The following is a 22,048-nucleotide window of genomic DNA, read 5'->3' as shown; positions in this document are numbered from 1 at the left end:
CCGGCCCGAGCGCGCGCCCGGCCCATTGCGAACCAAGCCGGCCCTGGCCCGCCGTGGCAAGCCCGCCTCAGCCCGCCACGAACAACGTCCCCACGCGCGCCACGTCCGCGTCATCCAGCACGCCGGCCTGCCAGCGCAGCGTCAGCCAGGACAGCAGATGGTCATAGCGCGCGCGGTCCAGGTCGCGCAGCGCCTCGAAGCGCTGCCGTTCGGCATCCAGCACATCCAGGTTGGTGCGCTCGCCGCCCTGCACGCTGCGCCGCGTCGCTTGCACGCGCAGGCCGGCGGCATCGGCCGCCTGCTGGTAGGCCGCGATACGCTGGCCGCTGCTGGCGAAGGTGTGGAACTGCCGCTCCAGATCATCGAGCAGCGCCCAGGTGGCCGCCTGCAATTTGTGCTGCGCTTCCTCCTGCTCGGCCAGGGCCTGCCCGCTGGCCGCCGAGGTTCTTCCGCCCGAGTACAGCGGAATGCTGACCTCGATGCCGACCGACCCGCTGTCGTAGCGTTGGCCGATCTGGTTCTCGCCGTTGGAGTTGGTCAACTGCTTGCGGGCATACAAGCGCGCGGTGGGCAGGTGTCCGGCGCGGGCGGCTTCGTAGCGCTGACGGCTGGCCTGCAGCAAGTGGCGCTGCGCCTGGAGTTCCGGATTGCCGTCCAGCGCCAGCGCGCGCCATCCCGCCAGATCATGCTCGTCCACCGCCAGCCGGGCCAACCCGCCCAGGTCCACCGGCGCCAGCGGCCGATCTGCCAACGCCGGCCCGACGATGGCGCGCAACGCATTGCGCGCCTCGCGCAACTGGTCCCGCGCCTCGATCTCCTGCGCCTGGACCACATTGGCGCGCGCCTCGATCTCAAGCTGGTCGGTACGCGTGCCCTGCCCGGCCGCCACGAAGCGCGCGCTGCGGCGGGCGTCCTCTTGCAGGGAACGGCCCTGCGCCTGCGTCAGCGCCAGCGCCCGTTGCGCCGCCAGCACGGCGGTGTAGGCCTGCAACACGCGCACCGCCAGCGCCTGCCGGGCGCGCGCCAGGGTCAGGCCCGCGGCTTCGGCGCGTTCGCGTCCCGCCTGGTACTGCGCGAACGCCGCCGCGTCGAACAGCGGCTGGCTGAGCGTGAAGCCCGAGGCATAGCTGCCATAGCGCGACCGCTGCTCCAACGTGCCCCAACGGCTTTGCTGGCGCGACGTGGTGTCGTTGCGGGCCCGGCTGTAGTGATAGCTCAGGCTGGGCAACAGGCCGCTGCGGCCCAGCGCCAACTCCTCGGCATCGGCCCGCTCGCGCGCCCGCGCCGCCTGCCAGGTCGGGTCAGCGCCCAGCGCCATGGCGTACGCCTGCCGAAAATCCAGCGCCTGTGCGCCCGCGCCCACCGGCAGCAGCATCCCCCACGCCAGCGTCCATGCCGCGGCCCGTCTCGACAAACGGCTCATGCATCCCCCCACGCCAGCCGCGCGCGATCGAGCAAGGGCTTGAACAGGTAATTCAACAGCGAACGCTCGCCCGTGCGCACGAACACCTCCACCGGCATGCCCGCTTGCAGCGGCGCGTCGCCGATACGGCGCAACTGCCCCGGCGCCACATCCGCGCGCAGGCGGTAATAGGGCCGGCCGCCGCGCTCGTCCTCGAAACGGTCGGCCGACACCAGCGTCACCGCCCCCTCCAGGCGCGGCGTGCGGCTGGCATCAAAAGCCGTGAACATCAGCTCCACCGGCAGGCCGGCATGCACCTTGTCGATGGACTCCACCGGCAGGCGCCCCTCCACCACCAGCGGCTGGTCCCGCGGCACGATCTCCATCAGGCGCGAACCCGGCTGCACCACGCCGCCGACCGTATGGATCGCCAGGGCCACCACAGTGCCGCTGGCCGGCGCGCGGATCTCGCTGTGCGCCAGATCGAACCGCGCCGTGTCCAGTTTCTGCGCCAACTGTTCGCGCTGCACCCGGGTTTCCGCCAGATCCGTGCGCACTTCGCGCTGGAACGCATCGCGCCGCTGCTGCGCGCGCACGCCCAGTTCGGCGATCTGCTGGCGCGTCTGACCCAGCGTGCCCAGGTCCGTCGCCATGTCGCCATCCAGTTGCGCCAGGGACCGCTCCAGTTCCAGCACCCGATTGCGCGGCACATAGCCCTCGCGGGCCAACTCGCGCAGATTGCCCAGCTGCTCGCGCAGCAGGGCGCGCTGCGTGCGCTTGTGCGCCAGCGTTGCCTCCAGGCCGCCGGCCAGGGCGCGACTGCCGGACAGCGTGGCCTGGATGCTGGCCAGTTCGCCCGCCAGCGCCGCGCGGCGGCTGGCGAACAACTGGCGTTCCATTTCCAGGGCAGCGATGGCGTCAGCGTCCGCGTGCTCGGCTGGCGATGCCAGGTCGTCGCGACCATCGCGCTCGGCCAGCAGACGGGCCTCGCGGGCGGTCACGGCCGCCAACTGCGTGCGCAGGCTGCGCGCCTCGCCGCGGACCCGCGTATCGTCCAGCCGCACCAGGGCTTGGCCGGCTTGCACGGTATCGCCCTCGGCCACCAGCAAGGCGCTGACCACGCCGCCTTCGATGCTGTCCACGGCCTGCCGTTCGCCGGTCACCACCACGATGCCCGGCATCGCCACGCCATTGTCCAGCGGCGCCCACGCGGCCCACGCCAGAAAGCCACCAAAGCCCAACGCCAGCACCCACCAGCCGAAACGCGCCGACCACCCGGCGGTAGCCATCGGATCGACCGCGTTGGATTCACCGCTGTCGCGCTCGGGCCGCAACACCCGCACGCGATTGCCTTCGGTGCGTCCGGTCATGCCTTGCCTCCGGAGAACTGGCCCGCAAACGCCCCGCCGGCCAAGGGATACGCCTGCGTCACCGATGCCGGCCTGCGCGCCGACGATGCGGACGCCGCGCCGCCGGACCCGGCCTCGCCCGCCATGCCAGCCGCCCCCGCCGGCCGGCCAGAAGGTGCCATCGCGTCGGGCCCATTCGGCCGGAAGGCCGCCGGGGCCTGCGTCCCGCCCGCGCCTTCCGGCGGCGGCCGCAACACCTCGCTGGTCGCGCCAAAGCGCTGCGCGCGTCCGTCACGCAGCAGCAGCAGATGGGTCGTGGCCGCCAGCACCTTGGGCCGGTGCGTCACCAGCACCACCGTCGCGCCGATCTCGCGCAACCGTCCCAACGCATCGAGCAAGGCCTGCTCGCCAACCTCGTCCAGGCTGGCATTGGGCTCGTCCAGCACCACCAGGCGCGGCGTGCCATACAGCGCGCGGGCCAGCGCGATACGCTGGCGTTGCCCGCCCGACAGCCCCTGGCCGCCGGTGCCGAGCGGCGTGTCATAGCCGCGCGGCAAGGCCAGGATCATGTCGTGCGCCCCGGCCAGCCGGGCGGCCTCGATGACGCGCCGCGCCAGCTCCTCGCCGTCGCTGTCCGGATCGGGAAAGCGGGCGATGTTCTCGGCCACCGTCCCTGAGAACAGCTCGACGTCCTGCGGCACATAGCCCAACCATTCTCCCAGCCGCGTACGTTCCCATTGCCGCAGGTCGGCGCCGTCCAGCCGCACCGCGCCCAGCCGCGCCGGCCAGACGCCCGCCACCAATCGCGCCAGCGTCGATTTGCCCGCGCCGGACGGCCCGATCACGCCCAGCACCTGCCCCGGCTCCAGCGCGAACGACACGTTCACCAACGTCGGCTGCGCGGCACCGGGCGGCGTCACCGTCACCCCCTCCAGCCGCAGCGCGCCCGTCGGCTCGGGCAGCGTCAGGCCGGCGGGCTGCCGCGGATACGTTTCCAGCAGGTCCTGCAGGCGCCGCCACGCCAGCCGCGTGCCCGCCCATTGCCGCCACGCGCCGATCACCTGGTCGATGGGGCTGAGCACCCGCCCCATCAGGATCGATCCCGCGATCATCATGCCGGCGCTGACATGGCTCTGCAGCACCAGCCACGCGCCCAGGCCCAACACCAGCGATTGCAGCGCCAGGCGCACCGTCTTGGACATGCTGGCAATCATCGCCGAACGGCGGCTCGCCAACCCCTGGCGCCGAACGTAGCCCACGTGCAACCGCTGCCAGCGCGACCGCAGCCGCGCCAGCATGCCCATGGCCTGAATCGCCTCGGCATTGCGCAACTGCCCTTCGGCCTCGATGCCCGCCCGCACCGACAGCCCGCCCGCCTCGGCCAGCAGCTTGCGCGACACCTGCTCGTTGAGCCACGCCAGCGCCACCAGAACCACGGCGCCCGCCAACGCCAGCGTTCCCATCCACGGATGGAACAGGAACATCACCAGCAGGAACAGCGGAAACCACGGCGCATCGAAGAACGCGAACACCGCGCTGCCGGTCAGGAACTGGCGCACCGTGTTCAGGTCGCTGACCGCCTGCCCCGCGTTGGCGGGCACGCCCGCCAGGCCGCGCTGGAACGCCGCTTCATGCACACGCCCCGCCAGCGCCGCGTCAAAGCGCGCGCCGATCTGGATGATGACCGCGCTGCGCGCGTAATCCAGCGCGCCCATCAACGCCAGCAGCCCGACGATCATCAGGCTCAGCATGACCAGGGTGAAGACGTTGCCGGACGCCAGCACACGGTCGTACACCTGCAGCATGTAGAGCGACGGCGCCAGCATCAGCAGGTTGGCGGCAACGCTGAAGGCCGCCACGCTGACCCAGCCGGTGCGGAAACGCGCCAGCAGAGATTTGATATCCAGTGCACCTCCCTCCGGTGCCGCGCCCGCGCGCTTCTGGTCTTGCTGCATGGTGGTGTGTCCTTGTCCGGCTGGCAGCCGGGAGTCGCGAATGAATAAACAAAAAGACGGTCGCGGCGGGGAATAGGCCCGCCACGACCGTGACCCGCGTGGCCGAGAAGCCGCGGGGAAACTCACGGAAGGGTTATGCCGCCAGGGCGAGGTCGGCTTCGGTGGCGAAGTTGTGGCCGACGAGGTCGGCGATGGAGATGTGCATATCCATCCCGTTCTGTTCCAAGGCGTCGACCAAACCTCCGTTCGTGATGTGGCTGATCTTGTCTGGCGTGCCAGCAACCGAACCGTTCATCAAGCCCCAAACGATGTCATGCACTTCGTTGCCGCGTCCATCGGCAACGTCACCCTCGATAGGCTGATCGAAAGTAAACGTAATGAGCGGGTCCACCACATGCCCGGCTCCGTCCAGGCCACCGCCCAAGGTGATGGAATCCAATGAACCCCACACTGTGTGCGCGGTCGGGCCATCGCCTGCGTGGCCGCTGTAAGGAGGGAAGAAGTAGTGCAAGTCACCCGAAGCCACGAAGGCGTAGTTGGCAACCGCTTTGCTGACATAGCCATAGTCAGTGCCGTTGAAGGCGTTGCCACCGAAGAATCCGCCCTTATTGGGAACGTTGGTGTGCTCACCGGCAACGCCACCATTCTGGAACGCGTCCAGCATGAGCTCCAACGAACTCTCCAAGGTGATCCCCGTGGGAAGGTGGCTGATATCGATAAAGCTTACTTGTGCAGACATTGTCATGCTCCGTTTATTACCAATTGCCGGGGTGAATCCCCGACCCAAAAAAGCGCCGCACTATGTGTACGTCGCACATGCGGAAAATCCGCATGTCCCTTTCTCGGGTAGGCATACCCCCACCCGAGCAACTACTTGCCTAAAAGCGAACCTCCATGCCCAACGCAACGGAGCGCCCCGGCGCGAATGTGCGAGCCATCGCATCGGAATATCCGTCGACATACATGCGATTGGTGATGTTCTCGACTGACGCCATAAGCTTGACGTTGTCATTGGCTTGATAACTGGCATACCAGTCCCAAGTCGTGTACTTAAACCAAACCTGGGAACCGCCAGAATCGCGGTTGTACCAACCGTCACCGCTGTAGTTGAATCTCACGCCGGTGTCCAGCTTGCGCTCCAGCAAGCGCACGCCGACCAGCAACGTGCCTTTATCCACCGGCTTGGCGATCGCACTGTTGAAGACGAAGTTGCCGCAGACGACCTGATCATCAGCCCAAGCTCGCCACGATTCATATCCACGCGCGAGAGCTTTCTGATGCTCGACTGAATAGCTTCCGTCTGCATTCGGGCGGTCGAATTTGTTTTCGCCCGCCCCCAGGAAGTAAAGGTCTTCGCAGAACTTGTTGGGGCCACCTAGATAATGGGTATAGCTCGCCCCCCCGTAGATCCAGCCAGCCTCATAACGCCCCTCAAGTTCCAAGCCGCGAAACTTCGTACGGTTGCGGTTGTTGACGAAGGCCGTTGTGCCTGGCAACGGCAACCTTTCCAGGTTGGAGCCGGGCAAAATGACGTCCATGGACGAAAAAAGATAGTTATCCGCCCTCGTATCGAAGTAACCCGCCTTTACCAACAAGCTGTCGCCATCCAACGCGATGTCCTGAAATATGGTGTTGGCGCCTACCTCCCAGGTCCGCGAAGTTTCCGGCTCGGCATTCGGATTAGGGAAAATGGTGGCAAAGCCGTCTTTAGGATGATTGCCCACCATCAGCATTTCGTTGATGGCGGGAGGCCTCCAGGACTTACCCCAGCTCCCGTACAGTTCCAGCCAATTGGTTGGCCGAACCGCGCCAGCCACCGAGGGCAGCAGCATCCCTGCACTACGATTCACGTCGTAGTCATACAAGGCGTTCTGATCGTTCAGATCCTCAGGCTGGAACTCCTTTTCGTAGTCGGTGGATCTACGTCCGCCAGGTATGTAGAAGTTCCTCGTTCTTCCACGTTGATCGACGTACGTCGGCACATCGGCCCACCAAGCAGCGATGGCCGATTCGTCGCCAGCCAACGCTAAACGGCAACCTGGCCCGTAAACAGCCTGAACCTGACTGCGCGGGTTTTCGTTCGGCGCCAGCCCTGGAAAGGCGCCATACGCGCACATTTCTTTTGCAAATTTGTCGAGCCTGGATAGGTGGATAGTTTGCTTACCGGGAACTTGCGTCTTGCCCTTGAGTCCGTAGCGCTCGTAACGAAGGCTGGCCGATACTGTGAAAAAATCGTCTTCCAGCTTCAGCTCTGCGAAGATGCTCCCCATGCTGCGACGGCCTTGGGGATTGAGCGCGTCCTTACCTGTTGTGCCAATGGGGCGCACCTCGCGACCGTCGTGATTCCACCGCTGGTTCGAAGTCGTATGGTCAGTGAAATACTCTACGCCGTAGTTGGCGCTAAGCGTTCTCGCCCCGAACATGAAACGCGATGTGTTGTCGAGCTGAAATCCTTGGGTCTGGGTAGACAGACGATTATTCCGGCCCACACCGTACTGCCTGCAAACGTCAAGCGCGTAGGGAGTTTTATTGGGCTTCTCACAAGTGCCGCTATCCCAGTACTCATTGTCAATATTCTCTCGGATCTTTGCCGCGTCTGTGAACCCGCCATCAAATCTGGAGCCTGGATAAGTTGGCATCGTGTAATTCTCAACATTTGTTTCGACTCTATAAATCTTCGCTTTTAAATCCAGTAAAAGGTTGCCCACCGGCTTGATCTTGTAATCGAGGGCGTAGCTGTTTGAATGAGCCTTCGAAGTTCCCATCTTGCGCCAAGGAGTGCCACTCTCCTGTACCGACATGTCGGCATCAGTGGTGTAGGAGTATCCGACTCGCGTGCCAACGTAGCTGAACAACAGCGACTGATCATTGCTCAGCTTCCAGCGTGCCTTGAACAGACTGGAGTCCTGTTCTTGCGCGGCAAACTTCACATCGTTGAACTCGATTTTTCCGCCATTGAACCAAACTGAATTCTGGCCCTCGATTCCTCCGCGCGTACCAATCCGATAATCCCCGATCGACCGCCGCGACACCGCCGCCATCACTTCCAGGTTTTCACCCGCGCGCGCCGCGCCCGCCGCGCTGCCCAGAAAGTTGACGCCGTTGCCCTGATAGCCCATCCCGGACGTACCGCGCAGCCGCCAACCGATATCTCTGCCTTCGCGCAGCACATCCCCGAAATCCAGCGTGCGAAAGTCAACGCTTCCCGCCATCGCGCCGGTGCCATGCACCCCGCGCACCACGCCCCGCTCTACCTGCACCTCGGACAGCAATTCCGAATCGACATACATTTCTCCATTGCGCTGCATGTGCCCGTTCTGCACGAAGTCCTGGCGCATGCCGTCGATCATCATGTTGACGCGCCCGAAGTCCTGCATGCCGCGGATGTTGATCGACAGGCCGGGGTTCTGGCGGTTGACGGCGCTGGCGACGCCGGGGGTGTCCTGGATGAGTTCGGCGGCGTGGCGCACCGGGACGCGGTCCATCTCTTCGCGCGTGACGATGCTGACGGCGCGGGGGGCCTGGTAGACGCGCTCGTTGACGGTGTTGCCCTGGACGACGACAGGCGTCATTGAGTAAACCTTGGCACGTCCGGCCTGGCTGTTATCGACCAACCGAAAGCTCATGCGTCCGCTGCCTTCCGATACCCGATAGCCGATGGGGCTGCTGCCCAGCAGATGGGCCAGCGCCGCGACAGGGCTGTAGGCGCCCTGGAGAGCGGCGCTTGTGTATGCGGAAAGATCGACGTCCCCCACATAGAGATCGACGCCGGCCTGGCGTGCAAACGCCAGTACCGCTTGCGCCATGGGTTGGGCGGGGACATCGAAGGAGCGTGACTGCGCGGCGGCGTCCTTGCGGTCCTGGTGACCGGGTTGCCCCGCCACCACCGGCGTCGGCGACTGCGCCCACACGGTTGCCACGCAAGGCATTGCGAGCAGCCCTGCTCCCATCATGCGGCCCGCCACGCGGGCATTGATCAGTCTTCGCTTCATGTCATCTTCAGTTTCTGCCGATGCAAACGCGCATCATTACCATTAACGGATGAGAAGCGAACTACAGTAAAAAAAGTTGGAAAAAGGACAGTCCCCCTAGGGAAGCGCCGACGAACCGAACGGATTTCGTCTTAGGTTTACCGGAACTTTTGCGTGCGGCGCCGGCCCGCGAACAGGCGGGCATGCCAGACCAACCAGCGCTTGTGCCGCGCTCTGCGAACCCTGTCCAGGGCGCTGGGATTCAGTACAGCAACACCACTCCCGGCAACCGCAACCGCTTCAGATGCATCTCGGCACAGAGCGTGGCCAGCGCGCCTTCGAGATTGTCCAGATGGAACAGCGCATGCACGGGCAGGCGGGCAGCGCCGCGATTCGCCAGGATCAGTTGGCCCGGCTTGAACTCGCCGATGCGTTGCAGGGCCTGAGCCAGGGGCTCGCCATCGAAGACCAGATAGCCCTCGGCCCAGGCGGCGCCGAGCGCGGGCGCTTTTCCGTTACGCAGGATGCCATCGGCGTGGCTATAGGTGGCGCTTTCTCCGTCCGCCAGCGTTGCGCGGGCGTCGCCCGAGGCGGGCGCCCGGTCCAGCGCCACCTCGACACGATGCTGCAACACGCCGATCCAGGCATGGCCCGCATCGCGACGACGCACGGCATAGCGCGTACCCAGCGCGGTCATGCTGCCGCCGGCCGTCGCCACCACGAACCGGCGCGGTTCGGCCGCGCCCGTGGGCGCGGGCGCGAACACCGCTTCGCCGCGCAGCAGCCGGACCCGGCGGGTCGTGGCGTCGTATTCCACGTCGAGCGCGCTGTTGCTGCCCAACAGCACGTGGCTGCCATCCGGAAGATCGAAGGATCGGATTTCACCGACCGCGCTGCGATAGTCTGCCAGCCAGGGCGCCGCCACCTCCGGCCCGCCGATCGACCCCGCGACCGCCAGGGCCACGCCCGCCATCACGACCGCGCGCCGCCGGGGCGCCATGCGGCCCGCCCGCCACCATGACGCGACACAGGCGCGCCAAGGCGAGCGCTGCGGCCGGGGCACCGGCTGCGCGAACAGGGCCAGATCGCGGCATTGCCCCGCCAAGGCCCAGGCCATCTCGGCGTCGGCCAGGGCCGGGCCGTGGCGCGAGTCGCGCGCCAGCCAACGGTCCAGGCGGCGCTTCTCGGCCGGCGCCAGCGCGCCGCTGGCCAGGCGCAGCGCCCAGAGGCTGGCCTGTCGGCGCAGGCGTCGTTCGCGGCCGGAGCGGTTCACGGGGGGCATGATGGGCTCTTCATAAACTAGATAAACGGCCCAGCCGCGAAAAACAGTAAAAAAAGTCGCGGATGCGGGCGTTCAAGGGTCGTCTCCCAGGCGTTCGCGCATCAGTTCCAGCGCCATGGCCAGGTGCTTCTGCACCGAGCTGGGAGAGATATCCAGATAGCGGGCGGCCTCCGCGTGGCTCAAGCCCTCGATGCGGCAAAGCTGGAAAATCTGGCGCGTGCGCACCGGCAGTTCGGCCAGGGTCGCCGCCAATCGTGCCAGTTGCCGGCGAATGTGCACGTGGACATCGGGCGCGATGCGCAGGTCGCGCACGCTTTCCAGGAACGCGTCCGACGCGACCTCGGTGCGGGCCTGATGATGATTGCGGCGGTGATCGATCAGCAGGCGGTTGGCGATGGCGTACAGATAGGCCAGGGCGTCGTCGGACGGCAGTTCGTCTTCCTGCGCGACGAGACGGGCGAAGCACTCCTGCGCCAGGTCGGCGCTGAGTTCGGCTTCGCCGGTTTTCAGGAACAGGTAGCGACGCAGCCGCTCGGCATAAGCCGCATACAGGCGCGCGACATCAGGTTTGGGCGCCACTTGCTCGTCGCCGTCAATCTACTCGATCATGATGGACATCAAGGATGAGCGACGAGACTAGCACCGATCCCCAGCGGGGCCGGCGGCTGCGACATGCGATTTCGTCGGAGATTTATCTCAGTCGGCCGCGCGCGGCCGGGTGGGCGCGCCTTGCACCTTCCAACCCAGTTCCGCCGAAATGCGCGCGGCGGCCTCCCGCACGACCGGCACCATCTCGCGCATGCGGTCCAGCGACATGTACGGCACCGTGCTGGACACGCTGATGGCGGCGACGATGCCGCTGGACGCATCGCGCACCGGCGCGGCCACGCAGCGGATCGACGGCTCGTTGTCTTCGAGGTCGAAGGCGTAGCCGTTGGCGGCGTAGTCGCGCATGCGGTCGCGGAAGGCTTCCCAGGTCTGGCCGCCGCCGGGCGCGCGCGAGGACACCGGCGCGCCGATGCGGTGCAGCGCTTTCCATTGCGGCTCGTCGGCGTCCAGCAGCAACGCCTTGCCGACGCCGGTCGCGGCCAGCGGCATGCGGTGGCCGACCCGCGAGCGCATCTCCAGGCCCTTCTTGCCGGGGATCTTTTCCAGGTAGAGCACTTCGTCGTTGTCGCGCACCGCCAGGTGGATGGTGTCGCCGGTCTCGGCCGCGAGGGCGTCGAGGTAAGGCCGCGCCAGCGTGGCCATGGGAAAGGCTTCGCGCGCCTGGAAACCGAGTTCGATCAGCTTCGGGCCCAACACGTAGCCGACGCCGGGCAGCGTGCGCAGATAGCGTTCCTGCACCAGGCAACTGGCGAGCCGGTGCGTGGTGCTGCGCGCCACGCCGATATGGGCGCAGATGTCTTTCAGATCGCGCGCCCCGGCGGCGACGGCCTGGATCACGCCCAGCCCGCGCATCAGGGTCTGGGTGCCGGCGGGGGCCGTGGCGTCGGGGTCGTAGGCAGGAGAGGCGGGCGATGAATCGGGCATGGGGGGCAGGCGCGGCTATTGCAAAGGTGGAACGGCAGGCGAAGGCGGAAGACGAGGCAGAAGGCGAAGGCATGGCGTAGCCCCGGCACGGCTTCATTATCCCCTCAGGCCAAGTTCCCTATATATGGGATATAATTCTATATTTTGAGATTTTTCAAGCGCTGATCTAGAATTTTTCGCAGCCTGCCCGCCGCCGCCCCGGCGTCGGCGCGGGCCTGACGACAACAAGGTCGGCCACCGCCTGCCCCCGCGACTACCGCGCCTCCCGGCGCGTCCTCGCCCGCAGCGCATCGCCGGCCCGAGACGAGACACAGACTCTGATGACAACCGGATTGCCGGCCCGCGCGGCCCTCATCGCGCTGGACTGGGGCACCTCTTCGCTGCGCGCCTACCGCCTCGATGGCGCCGGCCGCACGCTCGATACCCGCCACCTGCCGTGGGGCATCATGCGCCTGCCGCAGCCCTTGCAGGACGGCGCCGCCACGCCCAGCGGCCAATCGGGCTTCGAACTGGCGTTCGAGCAGGCCTGCGGCGACTGGCTGCGGGCCGAGCCCCACCTGCCGGTGATCGCCTGCGGCATGGTCGGCAGCGCCCAGGGCTGGCAGGAAGCCGCCTACCTGGACGTGCCGGTCGACCTGCAACGCATCGGCACGCTGCTGACGCGCGTCGAGCGCCACGGCGCCGCGCCGCTGCACATCGTGCCCGGCCTGATCCAGCGCCATGGCCTGCCCAATGTGATGCGCGGCGAAGAAACGCAGGTGTTCGGCGTGCTGTCCGGCCAGGTCGACGACCCCGCCGCCAACGTGCTGATCGGCCTGCCCGGCACCCATTCGAAATGGGTCAACACGCGCCGCGGCCAGGTCACGCACTTCGATACCTTCATGACCGGCGAGGTCTACGCCGCGCTGCGCGGCCACACCATTCTGGGCCGCACCATGGTCGAGGCGCGGGCGTCCGACATGGCGGCCTTCGAGCGTGGCCTGAAAGTGGCCGGCGTGCCCGCCGGCCGCGCCGGCGTGCTGTCGACGATCTTCAGCACCCGCGCGCTGGGGCTGACCGGCGAACTGGCCGGGGTGTCGCAGGCCGACTACCTGTCGGGCCTGTTGATCGGCCATGAAATTTCCGCGCTGGCCGACATGCTGCATCTGCAGGGCGACCTGCCGCGCATCGTGCTGTGCGGCGACGACGCGCTGTGCCAGCGCTACATCCTGGCGCTGCGGCACTACGGCCTGGGCACGCCGCAACTGGCCAAGCACGCCACCGAGCGCGGCCTGTGGCACCTGGCGGTCAGCGCCGGACTGGTGCCCTTCCCCACTTCCGAGACCCCACCATGACCCATACCGGACTGCAAACCGCCATGGCCCATTGCGGCCTGATCGCTATCCTGCGCGGCATCACGCCGGCCGAGGCCGTGCCTGTCGCGCAGGCGCTGTACCAGGCGGGTTTTCGCCTGATCGAGGTGCCGCTCAATTCGCCCGAGCCGCTGGTCAGCATCCGCGCCATGCGCGACGCGCTGCCGGCCGATTGCCTGGTCGGCGCCGGCACCGTGCTGGACCCCGCCGAGGTGGCCCGCATCAAGGACGCGGGCGGCGAGCTGATCGTCATGCCGCACAGCGATCTGGCCGTGGTGCGCGCGGCCAAGGCCGCCGGCCTGGCGTCGTGTCCCGGCGTGGCCACGCCGACCGAGGCTTTCGCGGCGCTGGCGGCCGGCGCCGACGCGCTCAAGATGTTCCCGGCCGAGCAGCTCGGCCCGGCCGTGCTCAAGGCCTGGCGCGCGGTGATGCGTCCGCCGATCGCGCTGATGCCGGTCGGCGGCATCACGCCCGACAACCTTGCCACCTATGCCCAGGCGGGCGCCAGCGGCTTCGGCCTGGGCTCCGCCTTGTACCAACCCGGCCTGTCGGCCACCGAAGTCGGCCGGAACGCGCGCGCTTTCATGGCCGCCTGGCAACGCGCCTATCCGGCCCAGGAGACCCAAGCATGAAGATCACCAAGCTCACCACCTACATCGTGCCGCCCCGCTGGTGCTTCCTGAAGATCGAAACCGACGCCGGCATCGTCGGCTGGGGCGAACCGGTGGTGGAAGGCCGCGCCCATTCGGTGGCCGCCGCCGTCGAGGAACTGTCGGACTACCTGATCGGCAAGGATCCGCGCAACATCGAGGACCACTGGACGGTGCTGTACCGTGGCGGCTTCTATCGCGGCGGCGCCATCCACATGAGCGCGCTGGCCGGCATCGACCAGGCGCTGTGGGACATCAAGGGCAAGGACCTGGGTGTGCCCGTGTCGCAACTGCTGGGCGGCAACGTGCGCGACCGCATCCGCGTGTATTCGTGGATCGGCGGCGACCGCCCGGCCGACACCGCGGCGGCCGCCAAGGGCGCGGTCGAGCGCGGCTTCACCGCCGTGAAGATGAACGGCACCGAGGAATTGCAGTACATCGATTCGTTCGACAAGGTCGAGAAGTGCCTGGAGAACGTGGCCGCCGTGCGCGGGGCGGTCGGCCCCAACGTCGGCATCGGCGTGGACTTCCATGGCCGCGTGCATAAGCCCATGGCCAAGGTGCTGATGAAAGAGCTGGACCCGTTCAAGCTGATGTTCATCGAAGAGCCGGTGCTGAGCGAACACTACGAGGCGCTGAAGGAACTGGCGCCGCTGACGTCCACGCCGATCGCGCTGGGCGAGCGCCTGTTCTCGCGTTGGGATTTCAAGCGCGTGCTGGCCGACGGCTACGTCGACATCATCCAGCCCGATCCCTCGCACGCCGGCGGCATCACCGAAACGCGCAAGATCGCCGCCATGGCCGAGGCCTACGACGTGGCGCTGGCACTGCACTGCCCGCTCGGTCCGATCGCGCTGGCCACCTGCCTGCAGATCGACGCCGGTTGCTACAACGCCTTCATCCAGGAGCAGAGCCTGGGCATCCACTACAACGCGGCCAACGACCTGCTGGACTACGTCAGCAACCGCGAGGTGTTCGCCTACGAGAACGGCATGGTCGAGATTCCGCAGGGCCCCGGCCTGGGCATCGAGGTCAACGAGGAATACGTCAAAGAGCGCGCGGCGGTCGGCCACCGCTGGCGCAACCCCATCTGGCGCCACGCCGACGGCAGCTTCGCCGAGTGGTAAGCCGGTAGAAAAAGCAAGAGAGGAGACCCCCTTGACCACCGCCACCCACCCGGGCCTGCAAAGCGCCCAGCGGCCGACGCGCAGCCGCTATCTCATCATGGTGATGCTGTTCATCACCGTCGTCATCAACTACCTGGACCGCAGCAACCTGTCCATCGCCGCGCCCGCGCTCAAGGACGAGTTCGGCCTGGACACGGTGCATGAAGGCCTGATCCTGTCGGCCTTCGGCTGGACCTACGCCGCCATGCAGATCCCCGGCGGCTGGCTGGTGGACCGGGTGTCGCCGCGCGTGCTGTACGCGGCCGCGCTGATCCTGTGGTCGGCGGCCACGTTCTTCATGGGCTTTGCCGGCAGCTTCGTGATCCTGTTCGTGCTGCGCCTGGCCGTGGGCGCGCTGGAAGCGCCGGCCTATCCGATCAACAACCGCGTCGTCACGACCTGGTTCCCGGAAAAGGAACGCGCCACTGCCATCGGCTTTTACACCTCGGGCCAGTTCGTCGGCCTGGCGTTCCTGACGCCGGTGCTGGCTTGGCTGCAGCACCGCTATGGCTGGCACATGGTGTTCGTCAGCACCGGCCTGCTGGGCATCGTCTGGGGCGTGTTGTGGTACCTGATCTACCGTGAGCCGCGCCAGTTCAAGGGCGCCAACGCGGCCGAGATCGAGCTGATCCAGAAAGGCGGCGGCGTGGTCGACCTGGACAAACGCGTCAATGAAGACGCCCCCACGGCGCGCCCGCAAGACGGGCTTCCTGCCCCCCAAGGGGGTGCCTTTCCCCTTGGGGCCGCCCGGCGGCGAAAGAAGGCCCCGTTCAACTGGAACGACCTGGGCCTGGTGATGAGCCAGCGCAAGCTGTGGGGCGTGTACTTGGGCCAGTTCTGCCTGACTTCGACGCTGTGGTTCTTCCTGACGTGGTTCCCGACCTACCTGGTGAAGTACCGCGGCATGGACTTCATCAAGTCGGGCTTCCTGGCGTCGGTGCCGTTCCTGGCGGCGTTCGTCGGCGTGCTGTGCTCGGGCGTGCTGTCGGACTTCCTGATCCGCCGCGGCGCCACGGTGGGCCTGGCGCGCAAGCTGCCGATCATCCTGGGCCTGCTGATCTCGACGTCGATGATCGGCGCCAACTTCACCGATTCCACGCCGTGGGTGATCTTCTTCCTGGCGGTGGCGTTCTTCGGCAACGGCCTGGCGTCGATCACCTGGTCGCTGGTATCGACTCTGGCGCCGGTGCGTCTGCTGGGGCTGACCGGCGGGGTCTTCAACTTCGTCGGCAACCTGTCGTCGATCTGCACGCCGATCGTGATCGGCTTCCTGGTATCCCAGGACAACTTCGCGCCAGCCATCGTGTATGTGTCGTCGCTGGCGCTGCTGGGTGCGCTGTCGTACATCCTGCTGGTGGGCAAGGTGGAGCGCATCGAGGCCTGATCGGCGCGCACCGCTATCGCAATGACGAAGGGCGTCCATGTGGACGCCCTTCTGCTTTGGATCTCCGGTTTCGCCAAAGTTCCGAACAATGGATGGCGATATAATCACGTTATGTTATATCATCTCTAACAATAGTCATTCCCAATTCGGCCCGCGCGCCAGGACGGCGTCATTGGCGGCCCCCTCCCCCCTGAACTCCCCGCATCTTCGGACGAAGAAGGATTTGCAGTGCTCGAAGCCATCGGCCTGACCAAACGCTACGGCGACCAGATCGCGCTCCACCCGCTGGACCTGCGCATCGAGCCGGGCGAGATCTACTGCCTGCTGGGCGCCAATGGCGCCGGCAAGACCACCACCATCAACCTGTTCCTGAACTTCATCGCGCCCGATGGCGGCCAGGCCCTGATCCACGGGCTGGACGTGGCGCGCGAACCGCTGGCCAGCAAGCGCCACGTGGCCTACATCCCGGAACAGGTCAACTTGTATGGCACCCTCAGCGGCCTGGAGAACCTGCGCTACTTCGCCGCGCTGGCCCTGGGCGAAGCGCCGCCGCGCGCGCGGTTGCTGGAATTGCTGGCCGAGGTCGGCCTGGACCCGGCGGCCGCCGACAAGCGCGTGGCCGCCTATTCCAAGGGCATGCGGCAGAAGGTGTGGATCGCCGTGGCGCTGGCCAAGAATGCCCGCGCGCTGCTGCTGGACGAACCCACCTCGGGCCTGGACCCTTCCGCCGCCGCCGAATTCACCCGCCTGCTGCAACGCGCCGCCGAACGCGGCGTGGCCATCCTCGCCACCACCCACGACCTGTTCCACGCGCGCCAGACCGCCACCCGCATCGGCATCATGAAGCGCGGCCGGCTGGTCGAAAGCCTGGACACCGCGCAGATCGGCGAGGTCGACCTGCAAGCGCTATACCTGGCGCACATGAGGTCCGACGCATGATCCTGCTGATCGCCCTCAAGGACCTGCGCGAACGGCTGCGCGACGGCCGGCTGTATTGGGCCGGCGGCATCGTCGCGGTGCTGCTGCTGACGGCGCTGGCGGTCGGCTACCTACACCAGCAGGAGGCGCGCGCCGAACAGGCCGCGGCCCAGAACACCGACTACAGCGACTGGCTCAAGCAGGGCGCGCGCCATCCGCACGACGCCGCCCACCAGGGCATGCATGTCTTCAAGCCCGACACCACGCTGGCCCTGCTCGACCCCGGCATCAATCCGTACATCGGCAGCACCGTGTGGCTGCAGGCGCACCGCCAGAGCGAGGTCAAGTTCCGCCCGGCGCAGGACGCCACCGGCCTGCAGCGCTTCGGCGACCTGTCGGCCGCCTGGATCCTGCAGGCGCTGGGACCGCTGCTGGTGATCGTGCTGGGCTTCAACGCCTTCTCGGGCGAGCGCGAACAAGGCATCCTGCGCCAGACGCTGAGCCTGGGCGTGGCGCCCTGGCGCCTGCTGTGGGGCAAGGCCACGGCGCTGGCCATGAGCCTGGCCCTGCTGCTGGTGCCGGCGGCGCTGGCCGCCATCGCGGCGGTATGGCTGGCTGGCGGCCGCGCCGATGCGATGCTGCGCTTCAGCGTGCTGGCCGGCGGCTATGCGCTGTACCTGGCCGTCTTCGTCTTCGTCACGCTGGGCGTATCGGCCGCCGCGCGTTCGTCGCGCGTGGCCATCACCGTGCTGCTGGCGTTGTGGATCGCCAACACCGTGATCGCGCCGCGCGTCATGGCCGAACTGTCGCGCGGGCTCTACCCCAGCCCGACGCGCCTGGCGTTCAACCAGGCGCTGCAGGACGACCTCAAGGCCACGTCCGACCGCGTCTGGATGCAGGCCTTCGGCACCACCGAACGTTGGAGCCGCGACGTGCCGCTGAACAAGTGGGGCCTGGCGCTCAAGCTCGATGACCAGTCCGCCTACGCCGTGTATGACCGCCACTTCGGCCGCCTGTGGGACACCTGGGAGCGCCAGCAGACCGTGCAGGAAACGGCCGGCTGGCTGATGCCGCTGCTGGCGGTGCGCGCGCTGTCGGCCGCCATGGCCGGCACCGACTTCGCCCATCACCGCGATTTCACCACCGCCGCCGAACGGCAGCGCCGCGTGATCCAGGACATCGTCAGCGCCGACCTGGTGGCGCACGCCGACACACTGGAACACCAGCATTTCTCGTATCAGGCCGGCCCGTCGCTATGGGCGCGCGTGCCGCCGTTCCACTACCAGGCCCCGCCCGCCGGCTGGGCGCTGCGCGAGGCCCGCCTGAGCCTGATGATGCTGGCCGTGGCGCTGCTGTTGAGCGTGGCCTTTGCCTGGCGCGCCGTGGCCCGCCAGACCGCCCTGTAGGAGATTCCCGGTGCACGATACGCAATTGAGCCGCTTCGGGATGGTCCTGCGGCATGAACTCCGCCTGTTGACGCGCGAACGCGCGCTGTGGCTATGCGGCCTGCTGTTCCTGCTGCTGGTGGGCTACGCCGTCTTCAACGGACTGTTGCAAACCGCATTGCGCGACCAGGCCCAGGCCGCGCTGGCGCACGCTGACGCGCAGAACCGCGCCAGCCAGCTGGCGCAGCTGCAACGCATCATGGACGGCAGCGAAACCCCGACGCCGTTCGGCAATCCCGCCAGCCCCGCCAACATGGGCGGCGGCCTGGGCGCGCACTACGCCCTCATGCCCAGCGTGCCGCTGGCGCCAGTGGCGCTGGGCCAGACCGACCTGTTCCCGTCGCAATTCAAGGTGACCTACGACAGCAAGGTCAACTTCATCCACAACAACGACATCGAGAATCCCTGGCACCTGCTCAGCGGGCATTTCGATCTGGCGTTCGTGGTGATCTACCTGCTGCCGCTGCTGATCTTCGCGCTCGGGCACAACCTGCTGTCCGGCGAAAAGGAAGACGGCACGCTGCGCCTGCTGCTGTCGCAACCGCTGGCGCTGGCAACCCTGATCAGCGGCAAGATCGCGCTGCGCGCGGTGGTGCTGCTGGGCGCGGCGGTGCTGCTGCCGGTGGCCGCCTTGCTGCTGGCCCGCCCCCAGGCGCTGCAGGCCGCCAGCGCCACGCTGTGGTGGGCGCTGCTGGTCGGCGCCTACGCGCTGTTCTGGTTCGCGGCGGTGGTGGCCGTCAACGCCTTCGGCAAGTCGTCGGCCGCCAACGCCATGATCCTGATGGTCGGCTGGGTGCTGCTGGTGCTGGTGGTGCCGGTGCTGCTCAACCTGGTGGCGGCCTACGCCAGCCCGGCGCCGTCGCGCGCCGAACTGGCCACGCGCACCCGCGTGGCCACGGCGCTGGCGATGCGCGACAACGCCGCGTTGCTGTCGACCGACTACGGCCACATGGACAAGCCCGACGCCCTGATTCCCCGCGAGGGCCGCCTGGAAATCACCGGCCGCCCGCTGGGCCATGCCCGCGTCGAGCGGCAGGTGGACGCGGCGATGCAGCCGGAACTGGCACGCTTCGACGCGCAGATGGCGCGCCAGCAGGCGCTGGTGGCACGCTACAGCGTGCTGTCGCCGGCGGCGGTCGCGTACGAAGGCATCACCGCGCTGGCCGGCACCGGCCAACGCCGCCACGCCCATTTCATGCGGCAGATCGATGCCTATCACCGCGCCTGGAAGGACTTCTTCCTGCCCCGCATCGAGGCCAGCCGCGCCATCACGCCCGCCGACTTCGCCGCCATGCCGGTCTTTCACTGGCAAGAGGAAGACCCCGCCGCCGTGCGCGCCCGGGCCCTGCGCGCCCTGATGCAACTGCTGGCGCCGGCCGCGCTGCTGCTGGCCCTGGCCGGCTGGCGCCTGCGCCGCTACCGCGTGGTCTAGAAACAGATTTTTCACCCCCATCGAGTTTCGGGAAAGCGTCATGAGAAGAGTCGTATCCACCGCCGCCCTCGCGGCCTGCACCGCCGTGCCCAACGTCCAGGCCCAGGAGGCCGAACTGCCCGCTATCCGCGTGGAAGCCGCCGGCGACGCCGAGAGCCTGCACCTGGACAGCCGCAGCAGCAGCGCCTCGCGGCTGGGCCTGACCCTGCGCGAAACGCCCGCCTCGGTCGAGATCGTCTCGCAGCAGGCCATGCGCGAGCGCGGCGCCAGCACCCTCAGCGAGGCGCTGCGCGGCGCCACCGGCCTGGCCGGCGGCGGCCCGCCGTCCTCGCCCACCACGCTGTCTTCGCGCGGCTTCACCGACATCCTGTACCTGTACGACGGCCTGCGCATGTCCGGCGCCGGCTCGACCAACCGGGTCGAAGACACCTGGAACTACGAGCGCATCGAAGTCCTGAAGGGCCCCGCCTCGGTCCTGCAGGGCGACAGCGCCATCGGCGGCATCGTCAACTTCCAGACCAAGCGCCCCGACCGGAACAACCCGTCGCGCGAAGCGATGTTCTCGTATGGCAGCTACGGCAGCACGCGCACCGGCATCGGCCTGGGCGACAACTTCGGCGAGACCGGCGCCTACCGCATCGACTACAGCCACAACGACACCCGCGTCGGCACCATCGACCGCAACAGCAACAAGCTCGACCACCTGACCACCGGCATCGCCTTCGACATCGCGCCCGCCACCCGCCTGGACCTGTCGTTCGACTACTCGCGCGACACCGGCCACGCCTACTGGGGCACGCCGCTGGTCCCGCGCAGCCTGGCCAAGGACCCCACCGGCGTGGTCAGCACGCCCGATGGCCGCGTGCTGGACCGCGCCCTGGCCGGCAAGAACTACAACGTGCTGGACGACCGCAACGAGGCCGAATCCTATTGGCTGCGGGCGCGCGTCACGCACCGGTTGACGCCGTCGTGGACGCTGCGCAACGAATTCGCGATGAACAAGGTCGACCGGCTGTGGAAGAACTCGGAATCGGCCACCTACAGCGCCCCCGCGTCGATCGACCGCGACCAGACCCTCATCACGCACCACCAGCGCTATTTCATCGACCGCTTCGACGCCAGCCATGACGGCGTCATCGGCGGCCTGTCGAACAAGTTCGTGATCGGCGGCGAACTCAGCAAGACCACGCTGGACAGCGAGCGGCGCTTCTCCAACCGGTCGGCCAGCACCGCCGACGCGCTGCGCGTGTCGCTGTGGAACCCGGACGTGGGCTATTTCAACGATGACCCGGCGCTGATGAGCGGCCCCGGCAACCGCACCGACTACACCACCGACGTGCGCGGCGCCGCGCTGTTCCTGGAGGATTCGCTCAAGCTGACCGAGCGCTGGACCGTGGTGGGCGGCTACCGCTACGACCGCATGCGCGTCGAACGCGGCGTCACCGACCTGAACGCCGGCACCCGCAACACTTTCGGCACCCGCTACAGCGCCAACTCCGCGCGGCTGGGCACGGTGTACGACGTGACGCCGTCGTCGTCGGTATACGCCCAGTACACCAACGCCACCCTGCCGGTGGGGACGCTGTTCCTGCTGTCGCAGGCCAGTGCCTCGTTCCCGCTGGCCAAGGGCGAGCAATGGGAAGCCGGTTTCAAGCAGAGCCTGGGCGACGTGGAATGGACCGCGGCGGTCTATCACATCAAGCTGGAGAACATGCTGACGCGCGACGCCAACGACCCGCGCGTGACGGTCAACAACGGCCGCCAATCGTCGCGCGGGGTGGAATTGTCGGCGGCCTGGCGCGTCACGCCGCAACTGACGCTGTCGGGCAATATCGCCGCGCTGAATGCGCGCTTCGATTCGCTGACCGAGGGCGACGGCACCTCGCGCGTGGGCAACACCCCGCCCAACGTGCCCGAGCGCATCGCCAACCTGTACGCCACCTATCGCCTGAAGGACGTGCCGATGGACGTCTTCGTCGGCCTGAATCACACCGGCAAGATCTACACCGACAACGCCAATCAGATCCGCATCAACAGCCACACCACGGTGGACGCGGCGATCAGCTATCGCATCCGTCCGGCGCTGATCACCTTCCGCGTGCGCAACCTGACCGACAAGCTCTACGCCTACTACGGCGGCCGCGCCACCAGCCAGGTGCTGCTGGCGCCGGGGCGCACCTACGAACTGGGCGCGACCTTCGAGTTCTGA

General features: G+C 67.4%; 16 protein-coding genes. 8 read left to right on the top strand and 8 right to left on the bottom strand.

Features of this window, described 5'->3' with window-relative positions:
• Nucleotides 1–67 precede the first annotated feature (67 nt).
• The 8 genes from K2W61_RS11270 to K2W61_RS11235 form a co-directional block, all read right to left on the bottom strand.
• Nucleotides 68–1,423, bottom strand: a complete 1,356-nt coding sequence (locus K2W61_RS11270; protein ID WP_236755632.1) for a TolC family outer membrane protein — start codon at nucleotides 1,421–1,423, stop codon at nucleotides 68–70.
• Nucleotides 1,420–2,772: an HlyD family type I secretion periplasmic adaptor subunit gene (locus K2W61_RS11265; RefSeq protein ID WP_236755631.1), complete on the bottom strand. Its 1,353-nt coding sequence runs from the start codon at nucleotides 2,770–2,772 to the stop codon at nucleotides 1,420–1,422. The genes K2W61_RS11270 and K2W61_RS11265 overlap by 4 nt, the downstream gene beginning before the upstream one ends.
• Nucleotides 2,769–4,706 carry a type I secretion system permease/ATPase gene (locus tag K2W61_RS11260; protein ID WP_236755630.1) on the bottom strand — a complete coding sequence of 646 codons (1,938 nt, stop codon included), beginning with the start codon at nucleotides 4,704–4,706 and terminating at the stop codon, nucleotides 2,769–2,771. The genes K2W61_RS11265 and K2W61_RS11260 overlap by 4 nt, the downstream gene beginning before the upstream one ends.
• A gap of 133 nt (nucleotides 4,707–4,839) precedes the next feature.
• Nucleotides 4,840–5,445, bottom strand: coding sequence for a heme acquisition protein HasA (locus K2W61_RS11255; RefSeq protein ID WP_236755629.1), 606 nt, complete (start codon nucleotides 5,443–5,445; stop codon nucleotides 4,840–4,842).
• A gap of 139 nt (nucleotides 5,446–5,584) precedes the next feature.
• Nucleotides 5,585–8,698, bottom strand: coding sequence for a TonB-dependent hemoglobin/transferrin/lactoferrin family receptor (locus tag K2W61_RS11250; protein ID WP_236755628.1), 3,114 nt, complete (start codon nucleotides 8,696–8,698; stop codon nucleotides 5,585–5,587).
• Nucleotides 8,699–8,939: 241 nt separating this feature from the next.
• Nucleotides 8,940–9,959 carry a FecR family protein gene (locus tag K2W61_RS11245; RefSeq protein WP_236755627.1) on the bottom strand — a complete coding sequence of 340 codons (1,020 nt, stop codon included), beginning with the start codon at nucleotides 9,957–9,959 and terminating at the stop codon, nucleotides 8,940–8,942.
• A gap of 72 nt (nucleotides 9,960–10,031) precedes the next feature.
• Nucleotides 10,032–10,538 carry an RNA polymerase sigma factor gene (locus K2W61_RS11240; RefSeq protein ID WP_175132954.1) on the bottom strand — a complete coding sequence of 169 codons (507 nt, stop codon included), beginning with the start codon at nucleotides 10,536–10,538 and terminating at the stop codon, nucleotides 10,032–10,034.
• A gap of 117 nt (nucleotides 10,539–10,655) precedes the next feature.
• Entirely contained in the window at nucleotides 10,656–11,492 is an 837-nt protein-coding gene (locus K2W61_RS11235; RefSeq protein ID WP_175132955.1) for an IclR family transcriptional regulator, read from the bottom strand.
• 320 nt (nucleotides 11,493–11,812) lie between these two features.
• Here K2W61_RS11235 and K2W61_RS11230 point away from each other — a divergent pair, with 320 nt between their 5' ends.
• The 8 genes from K2W61_RS11230 to K2W61_RS11195 all read left to right on the top strand — a co-directional run bounded on the left by K2W61_RS11230 (nucleotide 11,813) and on the right by K2W61_RS11195 (nucleotide 22,048).
• Complete coding sequence (locus K2W61_RS11230) at nucleotides 11,813–12,826, top strand: 2-dehydro-3-deoxygalactonokinase (RefSeq protein WP_175132956.1); 1,014 nt, start codon at nucleotides 11,813–11,815, stop codon at nucleotides 12,824–12,826.
• Nucleotides 12,823–13,476, top strand: coding sequence for a 2-dehydro-3-deoxy-6-phosphogalactonate aldolase (locus K2W61_RS11225; protein WP_236755625.1), 654 nt, complete (start codon nucleotides 12,823–12,825; stop codon nucleotides 13,474–13,476). Before K2W61_RS11230 ends, K2W61_RS11225 begins: the two co-directional genes overlap by 4 nt.
• Entirely contained in the window at nucleotides 13,473–14,621 is a 1,149-nt protein-coding gene (gene dgoD, locus K2W61_RS11220) for a galactonate dehydratase (protein WP_236755622.1), read from the top strand. Before K2W61_RS11225 ends, dgoD begins: the two co-directional genes overlap by 4 nt.
• 31 nt (nucleotides 14,622–14,652) lie before the next feature.
• Nucleotides 14,653–16,044 carry an MFS transporter gene (locus K2W61_RS11215; RefSeq protein WP_175140325.1) on the top strand — a complete coding sequence of 464 codons (1,392 nt, stop codon included), beginning with the start codon at nucleotides 14,653–14,655 and terminating at the stop codon, nucleotides 16,042–16,044.
• A 228-nt stretch (nucleotides 16,045–16,272) separates the two neighbouring features.
• A complete protein-coding gene (locus K2W61_RS11210) occupies nucleotides 16,273–16,983 on the top strand; it encodes an ABC transporter ATP-binding protein (RefSeq protein WP_175132960.1) in 711 nt (236 codons plus the stop codon).
• Nucleotides 16,980–18,368 (top strand): ABC transporter permease subunit, encoded by a 1,389-nt coding sequence (locus K2W61_RS11205; RefSeq protein ID WP_236755621.1) that lies wholly within the window; start codon nucleotides 16,980–16,982, stop codon nucleotides 18,366–18,368. The genes K2W61_RS11210 and K2W61_RS11205 overlap by 4 nt, the downstream gene beginning before the upstream one ends.
• Before the next feature lie 10 nt (nucleotides 18,369–18,378).
• A complete protein-coding gene (locus K2W61_RS11200; RefSeq protein WP_175140322.1) occupies nucleotides 18,379–19,839 on the top strand; it encodes an ABC transporter permease subunit in 1,461 nt (486 codons plus the stop codon).
• Nucleotides 19,840–19,879: 40 nt separating this feature from the next.
• On the top strand, nucleotides 19,880–22,048 hold the full coding sequence (locus K2W61_RS11195) for a TonB-dependent receptor (RefSeq protein ID WP_175132962.1): 2,169 nt from the start codon (nucleotides 19,880–19,882) through the stop codon (nucleotides 22,046–22,048).

Source organism: Achromobacter pulmonis, from assembly GCF_021733725.1.
Taxonomy (GTDB): Bacteria; Pseudomonadota; Gammaproteobacteria; order Burkholderiales; family Burkholderiaceae_B; genus Achromobacter; species Achromobacter pulmonis.
This window is presented reverse-complemented; position numbering and strand designations above follow the sequence as displayed.

Coding starts and splice junctions, on each gene's coding strand:
- K2W61_RS11205 (WP_236755621.1), top strand. CDS start 16,980: ATGATCCTGCTGATCGCCCTCAAGGACCTGCGCGAACGGCTGCGCGAC.
- K2W61_RS11250 (WP_236755628.1), bottom strand. CDS start 8,698: ATGAAGCGAAGACTGATCAATGCCCGCGTGGCGGGCCGCATGATGGGA.
- K2W61_RS11195 (WP_175132962.1), top strand. CDS start 19,880: ATGAGAAGAGTCGTATCCACCGCCGCCCTCGCGGCCTGCACCGCCGTG.
- K2W61_RS11225 (WP_236755625.1), top strand. CDS start 12,823: ATGACCCATACCGGACTGCAAACCGCCATGGCCCATTGCGGCCTGATC.
- K2W61_RS11265 (WP_236755631.1), bottom strand. CDS start 2,772: ATGACCGGACGCACCGAAGGCAATCGCGTGCGGGTGTTGCGGCCCGAG.
- K2W61_RS11245 (WP_236755627.1), bottom strand. CDS start 9,959: ATGCCCCCCGTGAACCGCTCCGGCCGCGAACGACGCCTGCGCCGACAG.
- K2W61_RS11235 (WP_175132955.1), bottom strand. CDS start 11,492: ATGCCCGATTCATCGCCCGCCTCTCCTGCCTACGACCCCGACGCCACG.
- dgoD (WP_236755622.1), top strand. CDS start 13,473: ATGAAGATCACCAAGCTCACCACCTACATCGTGCCGCCCCGCTGGTGC.
- K2W61_RS11255 (WP_236755629.1), bottom strand. CDS start 5,445: ATGTCTGCACAAGTAAGCTTTATCGATATCAGCCACCTTCCCACGGGG.
- K2W61_RS11270 (WP_236755632.1), bottom strand. CDS start 1,423: ATGAGCCGTTTGTCGAGACGGGCCGCGGCATGGACGCTGGCGTGGGGG.
- K2W61_RS11230 (WP_175132956.1), top strand. CDS start 11,813: ATGACAACCGGATTGCCGGCCCGCGCGGCCCTCATCGCGCTGGACTGG.
- K2W61_RS11260 (WP_236755630.1), bottom strand. CDS start 4,706: ATGCAGCAAGACCAGAAGCGCGCGGGCGCGGCACCGGAGGGAGGTGCA.